The organism is Streptomyces sp. NBC_00029 (assembly GCF_045160505.1).
GTDB lineage: Bacteria > Actinomycetota > Actinomycetes > Streptomycetales > Streptomycetaceae > Streptomyces.
The window spans coordinates 544,026-564,992 of the sequence record NZ_CP108292.1 but is presented as its reverse complement, the minus strand read 5'-3'; the positions used below and the strand labels follow the sequence as shown (position 1 = coordinate 564,992).

Here is a 20,967-nt window from a genome sequence, read left to right as displayed (position 1 = left end):
GAGCCTGCGTCACTGCTGGGCCCTCCACATTTCTTCGAGCATGGTGATCTGGTCCTGGTCGAGATCGACCAGGTCGAGGTCCGAGGGGGTGTATCCCGCGGACGTGCCGCCGTCGGCCCAGGCGGCGAGGGCGTCCACGGCGGCCGTCCAGCCGTCCGCGAGCCGCCCCACGGTGTCCTGGGAGAGCGCTTCGCCCGCCCAGATGAAGTGGGCGGTGAGTTCCGGCCCGCCGTCCCCGTCGGTGATCTCCGCGGTGATCTCCAGTACGTGGGAGAGCGGCATCGCCGGGTCGGGACGGGCGGACAGGGCGTCCGCCTCCGGGGCCGGGCCCCAGGCGGAATCGGCCCGGCCGGTCTGCCGGCCCAGGTAGTTCCACAGGATCTCGGCCCGGGCCGCCGGGTCGAACAGCCGCGCCGTGGAGGGGTTGTTGTAGCGGAGCAGGCCGGCGCCCAGCCCGCCGTCGGGCACCGCCCGCAGCAGCTCCTTGACCTCCTTGAGCAGTGCTCCGGCGTCCGCGCGCCCGGCGGTCACCGCCGCCGGGTCGTAGGCGCCCACCGGCAGCCGCAGCGGGTGGATGCTGGTCAGCCAGCCCACCGTGCGGGTGAGGTCGGCGCCCGGCAGCAGTTCCTGCTCCCGGCCGTGACCCTCCAGGTCCACCGTGAACCCGTCCGGCCGGGTCCGGCCCGAGCGGGTCGCCCAGTCGCCGACCGTCAGGACCAGCGCGCTCAGCAGGGCGTCCCCGACGGTGCCGTGGAAGGCTGCCGGAACGGCCTGGAGCAGCGGGGCCGTGCGCTCGGCGGAGATCCGTACGGACAGCCGGCGAGCCGTGGCCGCCGTGTCCGTGGACGGGTCCAGCGGACGTCCGGCGAGCAGCGGCCCGCCGGGGGCGGCGGCCAGCCAGCGGTCCAGCTCGGCGGTGCGGCGCGGGCTCTGCGCCTCGGCCAGCAGGTGCGTGGTCCAGGCCCGCAGCGGGGTACCGACCGGCTCCAGGTCCGGCGTCCGGCCCGCAGCGGCGGCCTCGTGGGCCGCCTCCAGGTCGGGCAGCAGGATCTGCCAGGACACCTCGTCCACCGCGAGGTGGTGGACGACGAGCAGCAGCCGGCCGGGCTCGGCCGGACCCCGGTCGAGGTGCACGGCGCGCACGAGGGTCCCCGCTTCGGGGTCCAGCAGGCGCCAGATCCGCTCGGACTCGGCGGCGACCAGTTCGCGCAGGGCCGTGTCGGACAGGCCGACCGCGTCCACGCCCTCCAGGACGGTGGAGGCGTCCACCGCGCCCGTCGGCCGGATCTCCGCGCTCCACACCCCGGGGCGGGGCACGGTCAGCTGCTGGCGCAGCGCGTCGTGGTGGTCCAGTACGGCTTGCAGCGCGGCCGTGAGGTGCGGGCGCCGGGCCCCGACGGGCAGCCGGACCAGCCGGGCCTGCGCGAACGAGGCGAACGGGCCGCCCCGTTCGGCCAGCCAGGACGCCACCGGAGGCAGCGGCAGCGGGCCGGGACCCGCGTCGGCGGTCGTTGCGGCGGGAGCGGCGGAGTCCTCGGGCACGGTGGCGACCGAGGCCAGCGCGGCCGGGGTCGGGTGCGTGAAGATCTGCCGGGCGGAGACGGTCAGCCCGGCCTTGCGGGCCAGCCCCACCAGCCGGATGGAGACGATGCTGTCGCCGCCGAGCTCGAAGAAGTTGGCGTCGGGGCCGACTCCGGGCAGGCCCAGCACCTCACCCATCAGGGCGCACAGGATCTGCTCCGGGGTCCCGGCGGGCACCTGCGCCGCCGGGGCGGCGGAGGCCGCCGGTCCGGCGATCACCGGTGCGGGCAGTGCCCGCCGGTCCAGCTTGCCGTTCGCGGACAACGGCAGCCGCTCCAGCTCCGTGAACACGGCCGGGACCATGTACTCGGGCAGGCGGGCGGCGGCCAGGGTGCGCAGGGCGGCCGGGTCGACGGTGGCGCCGGGCGCAGGGACGGCGTAGGCCACCAGGCGGCGCACGCCGGGCTGGTCCTCGCGGACGATCACCGCCGCCCGGTCCACCTCGGGCGAGCCCGTCAGGACGGCTTCGATCTCCCCGAGTTCGATGCGGAATCCGCGCAGCTTGACCTGGTCGTCGGTGCGGCCGAGGTAGTCCAGGCGCCCGTCGGCGAGGCGCCGTACGAGGTCGCCGGTGCGGTACATGCGGGCGCCGGGCGCGCCGTACGGGTCGGCGACGAAGCGTTCGCCCGTGAGTGCCGGGCGGCCGAGGTAGCCGCGGGCCAGCTGGACGCCGGCCAGGTACAGCTCGCCGGGAACCCCGACGGGCACCGGCCGCAGGCGTGCGTCGAGCACGTACACGCGGGTGTTCCACACCGGCAGACCGATCGGGGCCGAGGCCCGTCCTTCGGCGGCGGTGAGCGCTGTGCAGGCGCCCGAGGTGACGTCCACGGCAGCCTCCGTGGGGCCGTAGAGGTTCTCCAGTGCCACCGGGGCGCCCGCCGCCGAGGCATGGAAGCGGGTGACGAGCTCGGTGGGCAGGGCCTCGCCGCTGCACACCACCAGCCGCAGGCTCGGGCAGCCGGCGGTCCCGGTCTCGCCGAGGAAGGCGGCGAGCATGGAGGGGACGAAGTGCAGGACGGACACGCGCTCCTCGCGGATCAGGTCGGCGAGGTACAGCGGGTCCTTGTGCCCGTCCGGACGGGCGATGACCAGTGGGACGCCCTCGGCGAGCGGCCAGAAGAACTCCCACACGGACACGTCGAAGCTCGCCGGGGTCTTCTGCAGCACCCGGTCTCCGGGACGGAGGCCGTAGGCGCCCTGCATCCACTGCAGCCGGTTGACGATCGCCTCGTGCTCGACGAGCACGCCCTTGGGCATCCCGGTGGAGCCGGAGGTGAAGATCACGTAGGCGGGGTGGCGGGGCAGCAGGGGTGCGCGCCGCTCCGCGTCGGAGAGGTCCGAGCCGTCCAGTGCGGTCAGGCGGGAGCGGACGGTGGGGGAGTCCAGCAGGACCCGCTCCCTGCCCACTTCGGGAGACAGCAAGGTTCCCGACAAGGTGTCGGTGAGTATCAGGACGGGTTCGGCGGTACGGGTCATGTACGCCAGGCGCTCGGTCGGCAGACCGAGGTCGAGCGGCAGATAGGCACCGCCCGCCCGCACCACCGCGTGCAGCGCGACGACGAGGTCGAAGGAGCGCGGCAGGGCCACGGCCACCACCGACTCCGGGCCCACCCCGCGGTCGATCAGCAGCCGCGCCAGCCGGTTCACCCGCTCCTCGAACTCGGCGCGCGACAGCTCACGCCCCTCGAAGACCAGCGCGGGAGCGGTCTCCTCCTTCGCGCCCGCCGCCGCCAGAGCGGCCAGGGTCCGCGCGCCGCCGAGCGGGCGGACGGTGTCGTTCCAGCCGTGCAGCGCGAGCTCGCGCTCCGCCGGGTCCAGCACCTCGACCGCCGAGACCGGACGGTCCGGCGCCGCCACGACCGCCTCCATCAGCAACAGCAGCCGTCGGGCCAGCAGTTCGACGGTTCCGCGGTCGAAGAGGTCGGTCGCGAAGCGGATGCCGCCCGCTATCGCCCCGTGCTCCTGGGAGGCCCCGAAGGCGAACTCCAGGTCGAACTTGGCGCCGCCCGTCTCCACCGTGAACTCCCGCGCCGGCAGCCCGAACAGCTCCGGAACCGCACCGTCCACGGAGTGGTAGGTCACCATCGTCTGGAACAGCGGATTGCGCGACCGGGACCGCTCCGGATCCACCGCCTCGACGACCGCCTCCAGCGGCAGATCGGCGTGGGCGAAGGCCGCCAGCCCGGTGTCCCGCACCCGGGCCACCAGCTCGGCGAAGGTCGGGTCCCCGGACAGGTCGGCGCGCAGCACCAGTGTGTTCAGGAAGAAGCCGACGAGCCCGTCGAGCTCCTCGCCCTCCCGGGCCGAGACCGGACTGCCCAGCGGGATGTCCTCACCCGCGCCGAGCCCGTGCAGCAGCGCCGCGACGGCCGCGTGCGCCACCATGAACAGCGTCGCACCGCTCTCCCGGGCGATCCGCGCCAGCCCCGCCCCGGTCCGCGCCGGCACCTCGAAGGTCACCACGTCCCCCTCGTACGAGGGGACCGCCGGCCGCGGCCGGTCGGCCGGCAGCGCCAGCTCCACGGGGGCGCCGGCCAGGGCCTGCCGCCAGTACGCGGCCTGCCGCCCCGCCACCGAGTCCGGATCGCCGGCGTCGCCGAGCAACTCGCGCTGCCACAGCGCGAAGTCGGCGTACTGCACCGGCAGCGGCGCGAAGCCGGGCTCCGCGCCCGCCGCCCGCGCGGCGTACGCCCGGTCCAGGTCCGCCAGCAGGGGGCCGGCCGACCCCTCGTCCGTGGCGATGTGGTGCACCAGCACCACCAGCAGGTGGTCGTCCGGCGCGGCCCGCAGCAGCGTGACCCGCACCGGCGCCTCGGCGGCCAGGTCGAAGACGTGCCCGCCGACGCGGACCGCCGCCTCCTCCAGCAGGTCCGCCGCCACCTCGCGCACCGTCAGAGCCACACCGGCCCGCTCGGCCGGCAGGACCACCTGGTACGGCTCGCCCCCGTGCTCGCGGAACACGGTCCGCAGGCTCTCGTGCCGGCCGACCAGATCGCGCACCGCCGCCTCCAGGGCCGCGGTGTCCACCGGCCCGCTCAGCCGCACCGCGAGGGGCACGTTGTAGGTGGTGCCGGGGCCGCGGACGCTGTCCAGCAGCCACAGCCTGCGCTGCGCGAAGGACAGCGGCAGGCGCTCGGGCCGCGGCACGGCCGCCGCGGGGCGCGGACGCCCGGCGCCGGTCCGCTCCGCAAGCAGCGCGGCCAGCGCGGCGACCGTCCGCATCTCGAAGAGGTCGCGGATGGCGCAGTCCACGTCCAGCGCGGACCTGAAGCGCCCCACCGCACGCGCCGCGAGCAGCGAGTGGCCGCCGAGGGCGAAGAAGTCGTCCTCCACACCGACCGATTCCAGGCCGAGGACGTCGGCCAGGATCCCGGCGAGGATCTCCTCGCGGGCGTCGCGCGGAGCCCGGGACGACCCGGCGACCGGCGCGGCGGGCGCGGGCAGCGCCCGCCGGTCCAGCTTGCCGTTGGCGGTGGTCGGGAGCACGGCGAGCGGCACCACCACGGCCGGGACCATGTACTCGGGCAGGCGGGCGGCGGCCAGGGTGCGCAGGGCGGCCGGGTCGATGGTGGCGCCGGGCGCGGGGACGGCGTAGGCCACCAGACGCTGCACGCCGGGCTGGTCCTCGCGGACGATCACCGCGGCCCGGGCGATGTCGGGGGAAGAGCCGAGCACGGCCTGGATCTCGCCGAGTTCGATGCGGAATCCGCGCAGCTTGACCTGGTCGTCGGTGCGGCCCAGGTACTCCAGCCGCGCGTCCCGGCTCCAGCGCACCAGGTCGCCGGTGCGGTACATGCGGGCGCCGGGCGTGCCGTACGGGTCGGCGACGAAGCGTTCGCCCGTGAGTGCCGGGCGGCCGAGGTAGCCGCGGGCCAGCTGGACGCCGGCCAGGTAGAGCTCGCCGGGAACCCCGACAGGGACCGGCCGCAGGCGGGCGTCGAGGACGTAGACGCGGGTGTTCCACACAGGGCTGCCGATGGACACGGACGCGGAACCCGTGCCGGTGGAAGGGCAGTCCGCGGCGGTGACGTCGACGGCCGCCTCGGTGGGGCCGTAAAGGTTCACCAGACGGGCCGCGCCGCCGGGGGCGGACGCGTGGAAGCGGCCGACGAGCTCGCCCGGCAGGGCCTCGCCGCTGCACACGACCAGGCGCAGGGACGGGCAGTCCGTGATCTCGGCGTCACCCAGGAACGCGGCGAGCATCGACGGGACGAAGTGCAGGACCGACACGCGCTGTTCGCGGATCAGGTCGGCGAGGTAGCGCGGGTCCTTGTGCCCGTCGGGGCGCGCGATGACCAGCGGGACGCCCTCGGCGAGCGGCCAGAAGAACTCCCAGACGGAGACGTCGAAGCTCGCCGGGGTCTTCTGCAGCACCCGGTCGGTGGAGTCCAGGCCGTACGCGTCCTGCATCCAGCGCAGCCGGTTGACGATCGCCTCGTGCTCGACGAGCACGCCCTTGGGCATCCCGGTGGAGCCGGAGGTGAAGATGACGTAGGCGGGGTGGCGGGGCAGCAGGGGCGCGCGCCGGTCCGCGTCCGCGACCGGGCCGCCCGAAAGCGCGGCGAGCTCGGCCACCCGCTCGGGGGCGTCCAGGACCAGGATCTCGGTGTCGGGCAGGTCCGGCAGCGCCCCCAGTGAGGGCAGGTCCGTCAGCAGGCAGACCGGAGCAGCTGTTTCCGCCATGTACGCCAGGCGCTCGGCCGGCAGACCGAGGTCGAGCGGCAGATAGGCGCCGCCCGCCCGGACCACCGCGTGCAGGGCGACGACGAGGTCGAAGGAGCGCGGCAGGGCCACGGCCACCACCGACTCCGGCCCGACCCCTGAGCCGATGAGCAAGCGCGCCAGCCGGTTGACCCGCTCCTCGAACTCGGCGCGCGACAGCTCACGCCCCTCGAGGACGAGGGCCGTGGCCAGCGGATCGCGCCGGGAGCCGGCCGCCGCCAGGGAGTCCAGGGTCTGCGGCGCGACCGGCCGGACGGTGTCGTTCCATCCGTCCAGGACCCGGGCGCGCTCGGCGGGGTCCAGCAGCTCCAGCTCGGCCAGCGGGACCTCGGGGGCCGCCGCTGCAGCGCCGAGCAGCCGCAGCAGCCGGGCCAGCAGGGACCGTACGGTCTCCGCGTCGAACAAGTCGGTCGCGTACCGCACTCCGCAGGTCATCGCAGCGGGCGAGCCGTCGGTGCCCGGGGTGCGGCGGAAGAGGATCTCCAGGTCGAACTTGGCGTTGCCCGCCGAGACCGGGAACTCCTCGGCCGGCAGGGAGCCGAGGGCGCGGACCGGCTCCGCACCGCCGTCCTCGTAGGCCACCATCGTCTGGAAGAGCGGGTGCCGCGACAGCGAGCGCTCCGGATTGACCGCCTCGACGACCGCGTCGAACGGCAGGTCCGCGTGGGCGAGGGCGGCGGCCCCGAAGGAGGCCGTACGGCGCAGGAGTTCGGCGAACGACGGGTCGCCCGCCAGGTCGGCCCGGACGACCAGGGTGTTCACGAAGAACCCGACCAGCCCGTCCAGGGCCTCCTCGCCGCGCCCCGCCACCGGGCTGCCGAGCGGGATGTCCTCGCCCGCGCCGAGGCGGTGCAGCAGCGCCGCCACGGCCGCGGTCACGACCGTGTACATCGTGGTGCCGCGCTCCCCGGCCAGTGCCTCCAGCTCCGCCACCAGCTCCTGCGGCAGCGCCGCGGACACGGTCCGGCCCTCGTGCGTGGGGCGGACCGGACGCGGCCGGTCGACCGGAAGCTCCAGTTCCTGGGGGAGGCCCGCCAGGGCCTCCCGCCAGAAGCCGGCCTGCCCGTGCGCGACGGATCCGGGAGTCACGGCCTCGCCCAGCAGCTCGCGCTGCCAGAGCGCGTAGTCCGCGTACTGGACCGCGGGCGGCGCGGTGTCCAGGACCCCGCCCGCGCACCGTGCCGCGTAGGCGGCGGACAGGTCGGCCAGCAGCGGGCCGGCCGACCACTCGTCACCGGCGATGTGGTGCAGCAGCAGGAGCAGCACCTGCTCGTCGGCGGCGGTGCGCAGCACGCTCACCCGCAGCGGCGTCTCGCGCTCCAGGTCGAAGGCGTGACCGGCCCCCGCGTCGATGCTCCGGACGAGATCAGCCGGCTCGACCTCGGCCACCACGAAGGGCACCGCCGCGTCGGCGGGCTCCAGCACCCGCTGGTACGGGCCCTCGGCGTCCTCCGCGAACACGGTGCGCAGCACCTCGTGCCGGGCCGATACCTCGTGCACGGCAGCCTCCAGCGCGGCCGTGTCCAGCTCACCGTGCAGCCGCAGGGCCAGCGGGATGTTGTAGGTCGCGTTCGGGCCGTCCATCCGGTGCAGGAACCACAGCCGGGCCTGGGCGTACGACAGCGGCAGCCGCTCGGGGCGCGGCCCCGCGGTCAGCTCCGGGCGGGCCGCCGCGCGGCGGCCGGCCAGCCGCTGTGCGAGCGCCGCGACCGTGCGCAGCTCGAACACGTCCCGCACCGAGCAGTCGGCGCCGAGCGCCGTCCGGATCCGGGCCACCACGCGGGTGGCCAGCAGGGAATGCCCGCCGAGGCGGAAGAAGTCCTCCTCGGCTCCGACCGAGGGGACCCCCAGGACCTGGGCGAAGGCCTCGGCGAGGCGCTCCTCGGCATCCCCGCGCGGGGCCCGCCCGGAGCTGTCGGCCGTCGCGACCGGCACCGGCAGCGCCGCCTTGTCCAGCTTTCCGTTCACGTTCGTCGGCAGCACCGGCAGCACCATCACGGCGGCCGGGACCAGGTGTTCGGGCAGTCGCCCGGCCAGCTCCGCCCGCAGCCGGCCGGGATCGGCCGAGCCCGTGACGTAGCCGACGAGCCGGGGCAGGCCCGGGGTGTCCTCGCGGACCACCACGGCGGCCGAGGTCACCCCGTCCAGGGCGGAGAGTTCGGCCTCGACCTCGGCCGGCTCCACACGGAAGCCGCGGATCTTGACCTGGTCGTCGACGCGGCCGAGGAACTCCAGCAGGCCGTCGGCCCGCCACCGTACGAGGTCGCCCGTACGGTACATCCGGGCGCCCGGGGAGCCGAACGGATCTGCGACGAAACGTTCCGCCGTCAGTGCGGACCGGCCCAGGTAGCCGCGCGCTCCCTGCTCGCCCGCCAGGTACAGCTCACCCGGCACCCCCACGGGCACCGGCCGCAGCCGCCCGTCCAGCACGTGCGCCCTGCTGTTGTCCAGCGGCCGGCCCACCACCGGCGAGGCACAGTCGCCGACCCGCGCCACCAGGGCGTCCACCGTGAACTCGGTGGGCCCGTAGTAGTTGACGACCTCCACGCCCGGTACGGTGCGCAACTCCTCCCACAGCGCCGGCGGCACCGCCTCCCCGCCCAGCAGGAACAGCGGCGGCCGCCACTCGCCCGCCAGCAGCCCGGCGTCCACCAGCTGCCGGCCGTACGAGGGAGTGACGTCGAGGGCGTCGATCCCCTCGGCGCGCACGTACGCCACGACCGCGTCCGCGTCCCGGCGGCCGTACTCGTCCAGGACGTGCAGCTCGTGCCCCGCCACCAGCCACAGCAGCTGCTCCCAGGACGAGTCGAAGGAGAAGGAGGCGGTGTGCAGCGCCCGCACCCGGCGCCCGAGCCGGTCGGCGACCGGCAGGTACAGCTCCCGCTCGTGGTCGCGGAAGAGCCGCGTCAGACCGGCGTGCCGCAGCACGACCCCCTTGGGGCGGCCGGTGGAACCGGAGGTGTAGATGACGTACGCGGCGTGCTCGGGGTCCACGGGCACATCGGCCGCGGGTGCGAGGGCGGCCAGCCGCTCGGCCGTCGCCGGGTCGTCCAGCACCACCAGGTCCGCACCGGGCAGCCGGTCCGCGGCCGCCCGGGTCGTCACCGTGCACACCGGCTCCGCGTCCCCGAGCATGAACGCGATCCGCTCGGCCGGGTGGTCCAGGTCCAGCGGCAGGTAGGCGCCGCCCGCCTTGAGCACCGCGAGCGTCGCCACCACGGTGTCGGCGGAACGCGGCACGGCCAGCGCCACCACGGCGTCCGGGCCGACCCCGCGCTCGGCCAGCAGGGCCGCCAGCCGGCCCGCCCGGTCCTCCAGTTCGGCGAAGGTGAGGCGCTGTTCCCCGGCGACCACGGCCACCGCGTCGGGAGCCGCGGCCGCCCGGGCCGCGAACACCTCGGTCACCGCACCCGGCTCCACCGGCCGGTCCGTGTCGTTCCAGCGGGCCAGCCGGGCCCGCTCGGCGGAGTCCCGCAGCTCCCACCAGGACACCGGGTCCGCCGGAGCCGCGACCGCCGCAGCGAGCGCGCGCAGCAGCCGCTGGACGAAGGTCTCCACGGTCGGGCGGTCGAACAGCGCGGTCGCGTAGAACACCTCCAGCTCCAGGTCGTCGCTGTGCGCCGCGTCCGAGAAGGTGATGTCGAGGTCGAACTTGGTGACACCGGGGTCCACCCGGTCCACCCGGGCCGGGTACCCGAACAGGTTCGCCACGTCCTGGGTCACCGTGCTGTGCGAGACCATCGTCTGGAAGAGCGGGTGGCGGGAGAGCGAACGCTGCGGGTTGACCTCCTCCACGACCGAGTCGAAGGGCAGGTCGGCGTGGTCGAGCGCGGCCAGATCGGCCGTGCGCACCCGGTCCAGCAGCTCCGTGAAGGACGGGTCGCCGGACAGGTCGGTACGCAGCACCACCGTGTTGACGAAGAAGCCGACGAGGTCGTCGAGCGCGCTGTCGGTCCGCCCGGCGACCGGGCTGCCCAGCACGATGTCCTCGCCCGCGCCGAGCCGGTGCAGCACCGCGGCCACCGCCGCGTGGACCACCATGAACACACTGGTACCGGTTTCACGGGCCAGCGACCGCACCGCGGACGCCAGCTCGCGCGGCACGGCCTTGAAGAGCACGGCCCCGGCCGGGTCGGCCACGGCCGGACGCGGCCGGTCGGCCGGCAGCCCGGCCTCCGGAGGCAGCTCCGCCAGCGCCTCGCGCCAGTACGCCGCCTGGGATGCGGCGAGCGAACCGGGGGTCCGCGCCGAGCCCAGCAGCTCCCGCTGCCACAGCGCGAAGTCGGCGTACTGCACGGCCGGAACCCCGAGCTGGGGGTCCTCGCCCGCACAGCGGGCCGCGTACGCCCGCTCCAGGTCGCGCAGGAACGGCCCCATCGACCATTCGTCGCTCGCGATGTGGTGCAGCAGGACCACCAGGGCCTGCTCACCGCCGGCCGCGTCACGCACCAGGGTCACCCGCAGCGGGGCCTCCCCGGACAGGTCGAAGAGATGACCCAGCGCCTCCCGGACCGCGGACTCGAACCCGTCGCCGGCCACGTCGTCGACGTGCAGCCGGACCCCGGCCTCCGCCACGTCCAGCACCCGCTGGTACGGCTCCCCGTCCCGCTCCCCGAAGACGGTCCGCAGGGCCTCGTGGCGGCCCGCCACGTCGCGCAGGGCCGCGGCCAGGGCGTCCGCGTCGAGCGCCGTGTCGAAGCGCACCACGAACGGGATGTTGTAGGTGGCGCTCGCGCCCTCCACCTGGTGCACGAACCACAAACGCTGCTGGGCGTACGAGAGCGGCAGCGGGTCCGGGCGCGGACCCGCGACGGGCGCCGGACGGGCGGCGGCCGTGCGCCCGGCCAGCAGCGTGGCGAGTGCGGCCACGGTGCGCGCCTCGAACACGTCCCGGATCCCGCATTCGGTGCCCAGGGCGGTCCGCACGCGGGCGACCACCCGCGCGGCCAGCAGCGAGTGCCCGCCGAGGGTGAAGAAGTCGTCGTCGGGACCCACGGATTCCAGGCCCAGCACGTCGGCGAAGACCCCGCAGAGGATCTCCTCGCGGGCCCCGCGCGGGGCACGCGCCCCGGCTCCCGCCAGCGCCGCCAGATCGGGCGCGGGCAGGGAACGGCGGTCGATCTTTCCATTGGCCGTCAGCGGGAACGCCTCGAGGACGACGACCGCGGACGGGACCATGTACTCGGGCAGCACTTCGGCCAGCGCCCGGCGCAGGTCCGCCGCGTCGGGTCCGGGGCCCTGGCCGGCGGGGGTGACGTAGCCGACGAGGTGCGGGAATCCGGGAAGGTCCTCGCGGACCAGGGCCACGGCCCGGTCCACGCCCTCACCGGCGGTGAGCGCGCTTTCGATCTCGCCGAGTTCGATGCGGAAGCCGCGCAGCTTGACCTGGTCGTCGACGCGGCCGAGGAAGCCGATCCGGCCGTCCGCGGTGCGGCGTACGAGGTCACCGGTGCGGTACATCCGGCTGCCCGCGGGCCCGTACGGATCAGCGACGAAACGTTCCGCCGTGAGCGCGGCGCGGCCGAGGTAACCGCGCGCGAGCTGGTCACCGGCGAGGTAGAGCTCCCCGGGCCGGCCGACGCCGACCGGGCGCAGGGCCCCGTCGAGGACGTGGGCGCGGGTGTTCCAGAACGGCTCCCCGATGTCTGGAACGCCGGTGTGCCCGGGGCGGAGCAGGCGGGAGGTCGCCCAGACGGTGACCTCGGTCGGGCCGTACACGTTGGTGACCGACCGCGCGGTGCGCGCGAGGCGCTCCGCGAGGGCGGCGGGCACCGCCTCTCCGCCGACGAGCACACGGGTGCCGCCGAGCGAGGCCGGGCGGCCGTCCTCCAGCAGGGCGTGCCACAGCGACGGCGTGGCCTGCATGACGGAGGGCCGGTGCGCGTCGACGAGCGTGGCGAGAGCGGCCGGGTCCCGTACGGTGTCGCGGTCGGCCAGGACCACGGTGGCGCCGCTGATCAGCGGGGTGTGGATCTCCAGGGCCGCGATGTCGAAGGAGATGGTGGTGACCGCGACGAGCTGCTGACCGGGGGCCAGTTCGAGCTCGTGGGCCTGCATGCGCAGGAAGTTGGCCAGGGCCGCGTGCGGGACGACGACGCCCTTGGGCCGGCCCGTGGAGCCGGAGGTGTAGATCACGTACGCGGGGTGGCCGCCGTCCAGCGGCGCGGTGCGGTCGGCGTCCGTCGGGGCGTGGGCGGCGGTGTCGGCCAGCTCGGCGAGGGTGTCGGGGGCGTCGAGGACGACGGTCTCGACCCCGTCGACGACCGGGGCGGTCGCCGCGCAGTCCAGGGTGGTCAGGACGCAGAGCGGGCGGGCGTCCCCGACCATGAACTCCAGCCGGTCGGCGGGGTAGTCGAGGTCGAGCGGCAGATAGGCGCCGCCCGCCTTCATGACGGCGAGCAGGGCGACCACGAGGTCCGGGGTGCGGGGCAGCGCGAGGCCGACGATGGTCTCCGGGCCGGCGCCGCGGCCGATCAGGAGGCGGGCGAGCCGGTTGGCGCGCTCCTCCAGGGCCGCGTAGCCCAGCGTGTGGCCGCCCGCGATCACCGCGGGCATCTCGGGGTGCAGCCGGGCGGCGTGCTCGAAGGCGTCGACGACGGTGCCGGCCGGCACCGGGTGGCCGGTGTCGTTCAGGTCGAGGAGCAGGGCGTCCCGGGCCGTCGGCGAGAGCAGGTCGGGGCGCCCGACGGGTGCCTGCGGCCCGGCCGCGGCGGCCTCGCGGAGGAACTGCGCGAACTCGGCGCGGCGCGCGGCCAGCGACGTGGCGTCGTACGCCTGCGGGTTGGCGTCGAGCTCGAACCGGATGCGGCCCTCGGCGGCGTCGTGGTAAACGCCGAGCGTGAGGTCGTCCACCGGGCCGGCGGCGACGTTGTGCACGGAGCCTGCTGCTCCGGCGAAGTCGAGGGAGTTGTCGAAGGCCTTGATGTTGACCATGGGTCCGAGCAGGCCCTGTTCGCGGCCGGCCAGGCCGAGATCGCGGCGGATGTCCTCGGCCCGGTAGCGCTGGTGGCGGCGCAGGTCGCGGATGTCCGAGGCGACCGCGGCGACCAGCTCGGCGAGGGGGGTCTGCGGGCGCACAGCGACGCGCAGCGGCAGCACGTTGACGACCATGGACGGCACCTTGAGGGCCGCCGAGCCGAGCCGCGCCATGGCGGGCAGCGACAGCAGCACGTCCCGGCTGCCGGTGGCGCGGTGCAGGTAGGCGGCGAACGCGGCGGTCAGGACATCGGCCCAACTGGCCTTGGCGGCCCGGGCGATGGCAAGGAGGCCGGCGGTCTCCTCCCGGGTGAGGGTGGCGCCGTCGCGCAGGAACGCGTGCGCCGCGGGGAAACGGGCACCGCTCAGCGGCTCCGGCTCGGGGTGGTCCGAGAGCCGCTCCAGCCAGTAGGCGCGGTCCTCGGCGAACCGGGAGGAGGCGCGGTAGTCCTGCTCCTCGCCGAGGATCACCTCCAGCCCGCCGAACGGCCCGGGCGCGGGCTCCACGCCCCCGGCGAGGGCCGTGTAGATCTCGGCGGTGCGCCGGGAGAGGAGGGAGAACCCGAAGGCGTCCAGGACGATGTGATGGGCCCTCTGGTACCAGAGGGTGCGGTCCGGGCCGATCCTGTGCAGCGTGAACACGTACAGGGAGTCCCGGACCGGGTCCACCGGGCGCGCCATGTCGGCGCGCATCAGGGACAGCGCCGTGCCGTACGGGTCGTCCTGGCTCGTGTGGTCGAGCACGGCGACCAGCGGTCCGGCCGCGGGCCCGCTCCAGGTGACCTGGTACGGCTCCCCGTCCGGGCCCTCCGCGAAGCGCGCCGTGAGCGCCTCGCTCTCGGCGACCGTCTGCCGGAGCGCGGTCACGAACAGGCCGGCGTCCAGGGGGCCGTCGATCTCGACGTACTGGCCGACGTTGTAGACCGGGGAGTCGGGGTCGAGCCGCTGCCCGTACCAGACACCGGTCTGGGCCCCGGTGAGGGGAAGGCGCTGGGAGGGACGCTCGGTCATGGACATCGTGCTCCAGATTCGCTGCGGGTCCCCGGCCGGTGGCGGGACCGGCCGGGGGAGGTCGACGGGATGGGGGCTGCGGGCGGGCCCGGGAGGCCCTGTCTAGGCCGCGGGGGCGGCGGGCTTCAGACCGGCGGAGTCGGGGCCCGGCCCGTCGTCGTGCCGGTCCTCCTCGTCCCCCTCGTCGCGGGGAAGGGTGGCCCTGCGCAGGCCGGGTACGGCGATCGCCACGGCGAGGGCGGCCACGGCGCAGACAGCGCCGTTGACGACGGCCGCGCCACCGGGGCTGAACCAGCGGGCGAGGGCGGACACTTCGACGTCGCCGACGACGCCGCCGGTGGTGCCCTGCGTGGTGATGACGCTGACGATGCGGCCGCGCAGCCGGTCCGGGGTGCTGTGCTGGACGAGGGCGTACTCGAGGATCTCGTACACCGTTCCGGCGGCTCCGCCCACGGCGAGCAGCGCGAAGGCCGCCCAGATGTTGCCGCTGAGGCCGAAGCCCACGGCGGACAGGCCACCGGTGAACGCCGCGACGATCAGCAGCCGGCCGGGCCGCGCGGCCCGGGTCAGCCAGCCGCTGGTGGCGGAGACGACGACCGCGCCGATGGCGGGGGCGGTGTAGAGGAGGCCGAGCATGACCTCGCCGCCCTGGAACTGCCGGTCGACCATCTCGGGGAAGAGCACGACCGGGAGGTTGAAGAGGGCCATCACGCCGCCGAGCACGAGCAGGCCGCCGACGACGCGATTGCGGACGGCGTACTTGAACGCGACGAGCAGCGATCCGCTGTCGGCGGCGGCCTCCTCGTCCTCCTCGTCGTCCTTGACCGGGGGCAGGGGGCGGATGCGGGAGATCAGGACAGTGGTGACGGCCGTGGTGACGGCGGTGAAGGCGAAGACGGGGCCGGGCCCCCACAGCGCGAGCAGGATGCCGCCGAGGAACGGCGCGCTGACCGAGCCGATCTCACCGGTCAGGGAGATCAGCGCGCCCGCGGCGGGGAGCTGGTCGGGGCGGACCAGGGTCGGCGCGACGGCCATCAGGGCCGTCACGCTGACGCCCGTGGCCAGGCCGTCCCAGGCGACGCAGACGTAGATGCCCCACAAGGTGGGGTCGGGCAGCATCGCGTTCACGGCGAGGCCGGCGAAGGCGAGGGCGGCGGCCCCACGGGCGCACACGATCAGGCGCCGGCGGTCGCTCCGGTCGGCCATGACGCCGCCCCAGAGCGACCCGAGCAGCACGGTGATGCTCATGATCATGCTGGCGACGGCGACGTTGAAGGTGGAGCGCGTCAGACCGTACACCTGGGCGGACAGGGCCACCGTCGCCATGCCGAGGCCGAACAGGGACACCACGCGGGCGATGAAGATGGCGCGGAAGTCCCTGCTGGTACGCAGGGGTTCGATGTCTATGACGAAGTCACGCAAGGGCACGGCAGGCTCCGGGGCGGGCAGGTGCGGGGGAGGGAGGATCAGGGGGTTGCGGTGAGCAGCTCGGCCCACTGGCGCAGGGTCGGCCGCTCGGCGAGGTCCACGAAGCTGATGCGGGCGCCTTCCGCCCGCCACTTCTCGACGAGCGACATCAGCCGGATGGAGTCGAGGCCCTGGTCCAGCAGGTCCTCTTCCAGGGAGACGTCGGCGGGCTCCGTGTAGAGCACGTCGGCGACGTCGCGGACCAGCCGGTCGAGCGTGAAGGGCGGGGAAGCGGACATGGAGGGGCTCTCTCCTCGGTGATCGGTGGAATGGCGGCGACATTTCAGCATTGCATTAGGTAAGGCTTACCTAACTAAATGCATAGCTGCACGTCAAGCGGGGTGTGGTGAACACGGGGCTGCCGCCTGGATGAACTGGCCTCTGCCGCCTCTGCGTGTGATGTGTTGGGCCGGGAGGCGGAATTGCGGCGTAATTTAGGGAAGGCTAACCTAACTTTGTGATTACTGCCGCCACCCCCCGTCCCCCGTTGCACGGCACGGAGGGCCTCCCGCCGCTGGTGCGCCGGGCGCGCCTGCACGACGCCCCCGCCCTCCACGCCCTCTCACTGGCGTTCATCCGCTCCGGGGCTCTACGGCCCCGCAGCATCGACCACTACCTCGCGCACGCCGGGGAGTTCCTCCTCGCGACCGGGCGCGGCCGCACCGCGGTCCTGGGCTGCCTCGCCCTGAGCGACGAGGGGGACGGAGCCGCCGTGCTCTACAACTTCTGCGTAGCGAGCGGGAACCAGGGCCAGGGACTCGGGGCCGCGCTGCTGCGCGCCGCGCTGGCCGACGCCGGAAACCGCCTCGTGCGGGAGGTCTTCACCGCGACCACCGGCGGCGCCGCCTTCTTCCGGCGGCACGGCTTCGCGCCGGCGTGCCCGGGGCGGGCACCCGTCGCCTGGGCGGGGGCGCTTGACCCCGCACGCGGTTCGGAGGTGCTCTCCCGACGGCTGTGAACCGTACGGTCCGCACGTGACCGGGGGCCGGGCCGGAGGGCATCCTCCGGTCCGGCCCCACGCGTGACCGGGGGCCGGGCGGCCCCGGCGTCAGCTCCTGGCGACCAGGCTGGCGGGCCGCATGTCGGTCCAGTTCGCCTCCGTGTACGCGGCGCAGCCCTCCCGGCTGTCCTCGCCGTGCACGACGGTCCAGCCCGCGGGAACCTCCGCGAAGGCGGGCCAGAGCGAATGCTGCTTCTCGGCGTTCACGAGGACGAAGTAGCGGGCGTCGTCGTCCTCGAACGGGTTGGTGGCCATGGTGTCTCTCCTTGGGTGATGACCGGGGTGGTCGGAACGGGGATGGGATCAGTGGTGGGCGGGGGAGTCCGGCCCGGGCGGGCCGGACCCCGGTGCCGCGGCCGGGGCCGGTACGGGATCGGACCCCGCGAGGCAGGCGACCGGAGCGTCGGGGGCGCCGCAGAGCGCCGCCAGGTCCTCGGTGAACAGGCTGGCGAACCGGGCCGGTTCACCCTCCTCGTAGAGCACCGGGTTGGCGTCGAAGTCAAGGCGCAGCCGCCCGTCGGCGTCCGCCCCGGCGGACACCGACAGGTCGTCGACCGGGCCCGAGGCGAGGCTCACGACCCGGCCGCGGATCCCGCCGAAGTCCAGGTCCGTCTCGAACGGCCGCAGATTGACCAGCGGCCCGGGGACGCGGCCGCCCCCGTACTCGGGCCACAGCTCGCGCGCCAGCTCCTCGCCGCGCAGCCGCTGGTGACGGCGGAGCAGGGTCAGCTCGCCGGCCGCCGCGTGCAGGAGCGACCGGAAGGTGTCCGCCCCGCGGACCGGCAGCCGCACCGGCAGCACGTTCACCGCCGTCGCGGGCACCCGTAGCGTTCCCGGGCCGGTCCGCGCCGCCGCGTACACGGCGAGGACCGCCTCGCGCGCTCCTGCCTGCGCCGTCACCCGCACCGCGGTGGTGGCGAGCACGACCTCGGCCCAGGTGACGCGGGCGGAGCGGGCGGCGGCACGTACGGCTGCGCTGTCAGTCGCGTCGAGGTGCACGGTGTGCCGCCGCGCGGTGTCCTGGGCCGGGGCGGCCCGGCCGGCGGGGGACACGGGTGCCGGGCGGTCGGCGTACCGCTCCGTCCAGTACCGCCGGTCCGCGGCCTGCGCTGCCGAGCCGGTGTACGCGCGGTCCGCGTCGGCCAGTACGGAGACCGGCTCGAAGGGGGTCGGGCCGGGCGGGCGTCCGGCCACGAGGGCCGTGTAGACGTCGGCGATCCGTCGGCTGAGCAGCGCCACTCCGTACCCGTCGACCGCCAGCAGGTGGAAGTACTGCACCAGCAGGTGGCGTTCGCGGCCGACCCTGACCAGCAGGGCGCCGGTGAGATCGGGTGCCGGGCCGGCGCCCGCCGGGGCGGTGAGCAGCTCGGCCCGTGGCGGGCAGGCGAGCTGGCCGCGCACGAGCTCGACGGCGGCGCCCACCGGGTCGGCCGCCCCGGAGGTGTCCAGGCGCGGCAGGCCGCCCCGGGTCATCAGCCGCGAGCGGAGCCAGGGGGCCTCGTCGAGGGTGCGGCGCACGGCCTCGTCGAGCGCCGCCGTGTCGAGCGGGCCGACGAGCTCGATGTACTGGCCCACGTTGTGGCCGGCGTACGAGGGATCCGCGCTCTGGGCCGCCAGGATGTGCGCCTGCGCCGCCGTGAGGCCGGTCCTCCCGGCCGCCGCCGGGGTATCGGTGCGCGGCATGGCCGCTCAGCCCCGGTGCGCGGGGACGCCGTCGGCGACGGCCGCCCTGGTCGCCAGAGCGGCCTGCACCTCGCGTTCGGCGACGCGCAGCAGCAGGGAGTCGCAGATCTCCCCCGAGCGCACGGCCAGCGTGGACAGCAGGGAGGCGGTGATGCCGTGGGTGTGCTCGGCCGCGGCGCCCTGGACGTAGATGCCGGCCCGGACGCGGTCGGTGGTCTCCACCCGGTGGTCGCGGCCGACGCGCAGCCGTCCCTGCCCGTCCGTGAGGCACTCCCCGGCCAGGTCGCCGAGCAGCTCCGCCGGTTCGGTGGGCCGGTAGCCGGTGGCCAGGACCACCGCGTCGCAGTCGAGGGTGAGGGTCTCTCCCGTGGTGAGGGAGCGCACCACGGCCCGTGCCCCGTCGGGGAGTTCCTCCACGGCGGTGAGGGCGGTGGTGTTGAGGATGCGCAGGCGTTCGGTGCCCGCGACCTTCTCCTGGTACACGGTCCGGTACAGGTGCTCGATCAGATCGCCGTCCACCACCGCGTAGTTGGTGTTGGCGTGGTAGCCGATGAGCCGTTGCTTGACCTCCTCCGGCGCCGCGAAGAACTCGTCGACGGCGGCCGGGTCGAAGATCCGGTTGGCGAACGGGCTGTCGTCGGCGGGGCTGTACCCGTACCGGGTGAACACGGCGCACACCTCGGCGTCCGGGAACGTGCGGTGCAGGTGGTCGGCCGTCTCCGCGGCGGACTGGCCGGCGCCGACCACCACGAACCGGCGGTGCGGACGCACCGTCAGCCCCGGTGCCCGGTGGAGCAGGTCGCGGTTGTGCCAGACGTGCGGGCCGGTGCTGACTCCGGCCGGGACGCGGGGGCGCAGCCCGGTCCCGAGGACGAGGTTGCGGGTGCGGGTGGCGCGCCGCGGACCGGTCCCGGACGCGGGCCGCGTGATGACGTCCAGCCGGTCCACGGCGTCGGCCGGTCCCGCCGGGCGCACCTCGACGGCCTCGGTCGCGTAGTCGACCAGACCGCTGAAGGAGGCCGCGCACCAGCGGAAGTAGTCGTGGAATTCGAGGCGGGTGGGGAAGAAGGACTTCTGGTTGATGAAGTCGGCCAGCCGGTCCCGGTCCTGAAGGTAGTGCAGGAAGCTGAAGGGGCTCCCCGGATTGCGCATCGTCACCAGGTCCTTCAGGAAGGAGACCTGCATGGTGGCCCCTTCGAGGAGCATGCCCTGGTGCCAGCCGAAGTCGGCCTGGCGCTCGATGAACGAGGCACGGATCGCCTCGCCGGGGGCGCGCCGGCCGTTGTGCTCCCGGATCGCTATCGCCAGGGCGAGGTTGGCCGGCCCGAAGCCGATGCCCACCAGGTCCCTGGTGTCCGGGAGAGCGTCCCCGGGTGTGGAGCTCGCGTGCGGTGCGGACATGCCCATCCTTCCTCGGTCCTACCCCATTTGCTTAGGTAAGGCTGGCCTAACATCTCTGACAGGCCGGAAGCTGTCAAGTTGGACCCATGGCTGTCTCACCGAGCGTCAACCTGACCTGGTGGCACGTCAGTTGGGCACGCCGAAGGCCCCGTGGCCGGACCGGCCACGGGGTGCGGGTGGGGGAGGGGCCTGGGTGGTACGCCCTCCCCCGGTTCAGCGGAGGGGGGAGTCCCCGCCCGGCGGGGCGTCGGGCACCACCGTGGTCCCGGTGTGCTCGTCGGCGAAGACCTCGAGGACCAGGGCGTGCGGAACCCTGCCGTCCAGTACGTGCGCCATCCGGACACCGGAGCGCACCGCCCGCAGGCAGCCCTCCATCTTGGGCACCATGCCACCGGCCATCGAGGGCAGCAGTTCCCCCAGTTCGCGCGCCGTGAGCCGGTCGATGATCTCCGTGCTGTGCGGCCAGTCCGCGTAGAGGCCGGCGACGTCGGTGAGCATCACCAGTTTCTCGGCGTCGAGCGCCTCGGCGAGGGCGGCTGCCGCGAGGTCCGCGTTGATGTTGTAGACGTTGTCGTCGTGCGCCCCCCGGGCGATGGGGGAGATCACCGGGATGCGGCCCCGCTCCAGCAGTCCCCGTACGGTGTCGGGGTCCACGTGCACGATGTCGCCCACCAGGCCGATGTCCACCTCCGCGCCGTCCACCAGGGCCGGCCGTCGCACGGCGGACAGGGTGCGGGCATCCTCGCCGGTCATCCCCACGGCGAAGGAACCGTGACGGTTGATCAGCCCGACGATGTCCCGTTGGACCTGGCCGGCCAGCACCATGCGGACCACGTTCATCACCGCGGGCGTCGTCACCCGCAGGCCCGCGGCGAACCGTACCTCCAGGGCGAGTTGCTCGAGCATCGCGCTGATCTGCGGGCCGCCACCGTGCACCACGACCGGCCGGAGCCCCGCGTAGCGCAGGGAGACCACGTCCTGGGCGAAGGCCGCCTTGAGCTCTTCGTTCACCATGGCGTTTCCGCCGAACTTGACCACGACCGTGCGGCCCTGGAACCGCTCCAGCCATGGCAGGGCCTCGATGAGGGTGCGCGCCCGTGGCGCGGCAGGTCCGCTCACGGCGCGGG

Annotated in this window: 8 protein-coding genes; 1 reads left to right on the top strand and 7 read right to left on the bottom strand. The window is 74.7% G+C overall.

Annotated features, from left to right (window positions below; translation table 11 throughout):
• Positions 1 to 9: 9 nt before the first annotated feature.
• From OG753_RS02765 to OG753_RS02755, 3 genes are all read right to left on the bottom strand, one after another.
• Positions 10 to 14,289 (bottom strand): amino acid adenylation domain-containing protein, encoded by a 14,280-nt coding sequence (locus tag OG753_RS02765; RefSeq protein WP_405786945.1) that lies wholly within the window; start codon positions 14,287 to 14,289, stop codon positions 10 to 12.
• A gap of 102 nt (positions 14,290 to 14,391) precedes the next feature.
• A complete protein-coding gene (entS, locus tag OG753_RS02760) occupies positions 14,392 to 15,717 on the bottom strand; it encodes an enterobactin transporter EntS (RefSeq protein ID WP_405786943.1) in 1,326 nt (441 codons plus the stop codon).
• Between the two features lie 38 nt (positions 15,718 to 15,755).
• The gene (locus OG753_RS02755) at positions 15,756 to 15,995 is read right to left on the bottom strand and encodes a phosphopantetheine-binding protein (RefSeq protein ID WP_327260472.1); all 240 of its coding nucleotides are present in this window, start codon (positions 15,993 to 15,995) and stop codon (positions 15,756 to 15,758) included.
• 218 nt (positions 15,996 to 16,213) lie between these two features.
• Between OG753_RS02755 and OG753_RS02750 the strand changes: the two genes are divergently transcribed.
• Positions 16,214 to 16,714: a GNAT family N-acetyltransferase gene (locus OG753_RS02750; RefSeq protein ID WP_327260471.1), complete on the top strand. Its 501-nt coding sequence runs from the start codon at positions 16,214 to 16,216 to the stop codon at positions 16,712 to 16,714.
• A 90-nt stretch (positions 16,715 to 16,804) separates the two neighbouring features.
• On the opposite strand, the gene OG753_RS02745 is transcribed toward OG753_RS02750, so the two are convergent.
• The 4 genes from OG753_RS02745 to argB form a co-directional block, all read right to left on the bottom strand.
• Positions 16,805 to 17,011 carry an MbtH family protein gene (locus tag OG753_RS02745; RefSeq protein ID WP_405786941.1) on the bottom strand — a complete coding sequence of 69 codons (207 nt, stop codon included), beginning with the start codon at positions 17,009 to 17,011 and terminating at the stop codon, positions 16,805 to 16,807.
• 48 nt (positions 17,012 to 17,059) lie between these two features.
• Positions 17,060 to 18,439, bottom strand: a complete 1,380-nt coding sequence (locus tag OG753_RS02740) for a condensation domain-containing protein (protein ID WP_405786939.1) — start codon at positions 18,437 to 18,439, stop codon at positions 17,060 to 17,062.
• A 6-nt stretch (positions 18,440 to 18,445) separates the two neighbouring features.
• Complete coding sequence (locus OG753_RS02735; RefSeq protein WP_405786937.1) at positions 18,446 to 19,840, bottom strand: lysine N(6)-hydroxylase/L-ornithine N(5)-oxygenase family protein; 1,395 nt, start codon at positions 19,838 to 19,840, stop codon at positions 18,446 to 18,448.
• A gap of 213 nt (positions 19,841 to 20,053) precedes the next feature.
• Positions 20,054 to 20,959: an acetylglutamate kinase gene (gene argB, locus OG753_RS02730; protein WP_327260467.1), complete on the bottom strand. Its 906-nt coding sequence runs from the start codon at positions 20,957 to 20,959 to the stop codon at positions 20,054 to 20,056.
• Positions 20,960 to 20,967 lie beyond the last annotated feature (8 nt).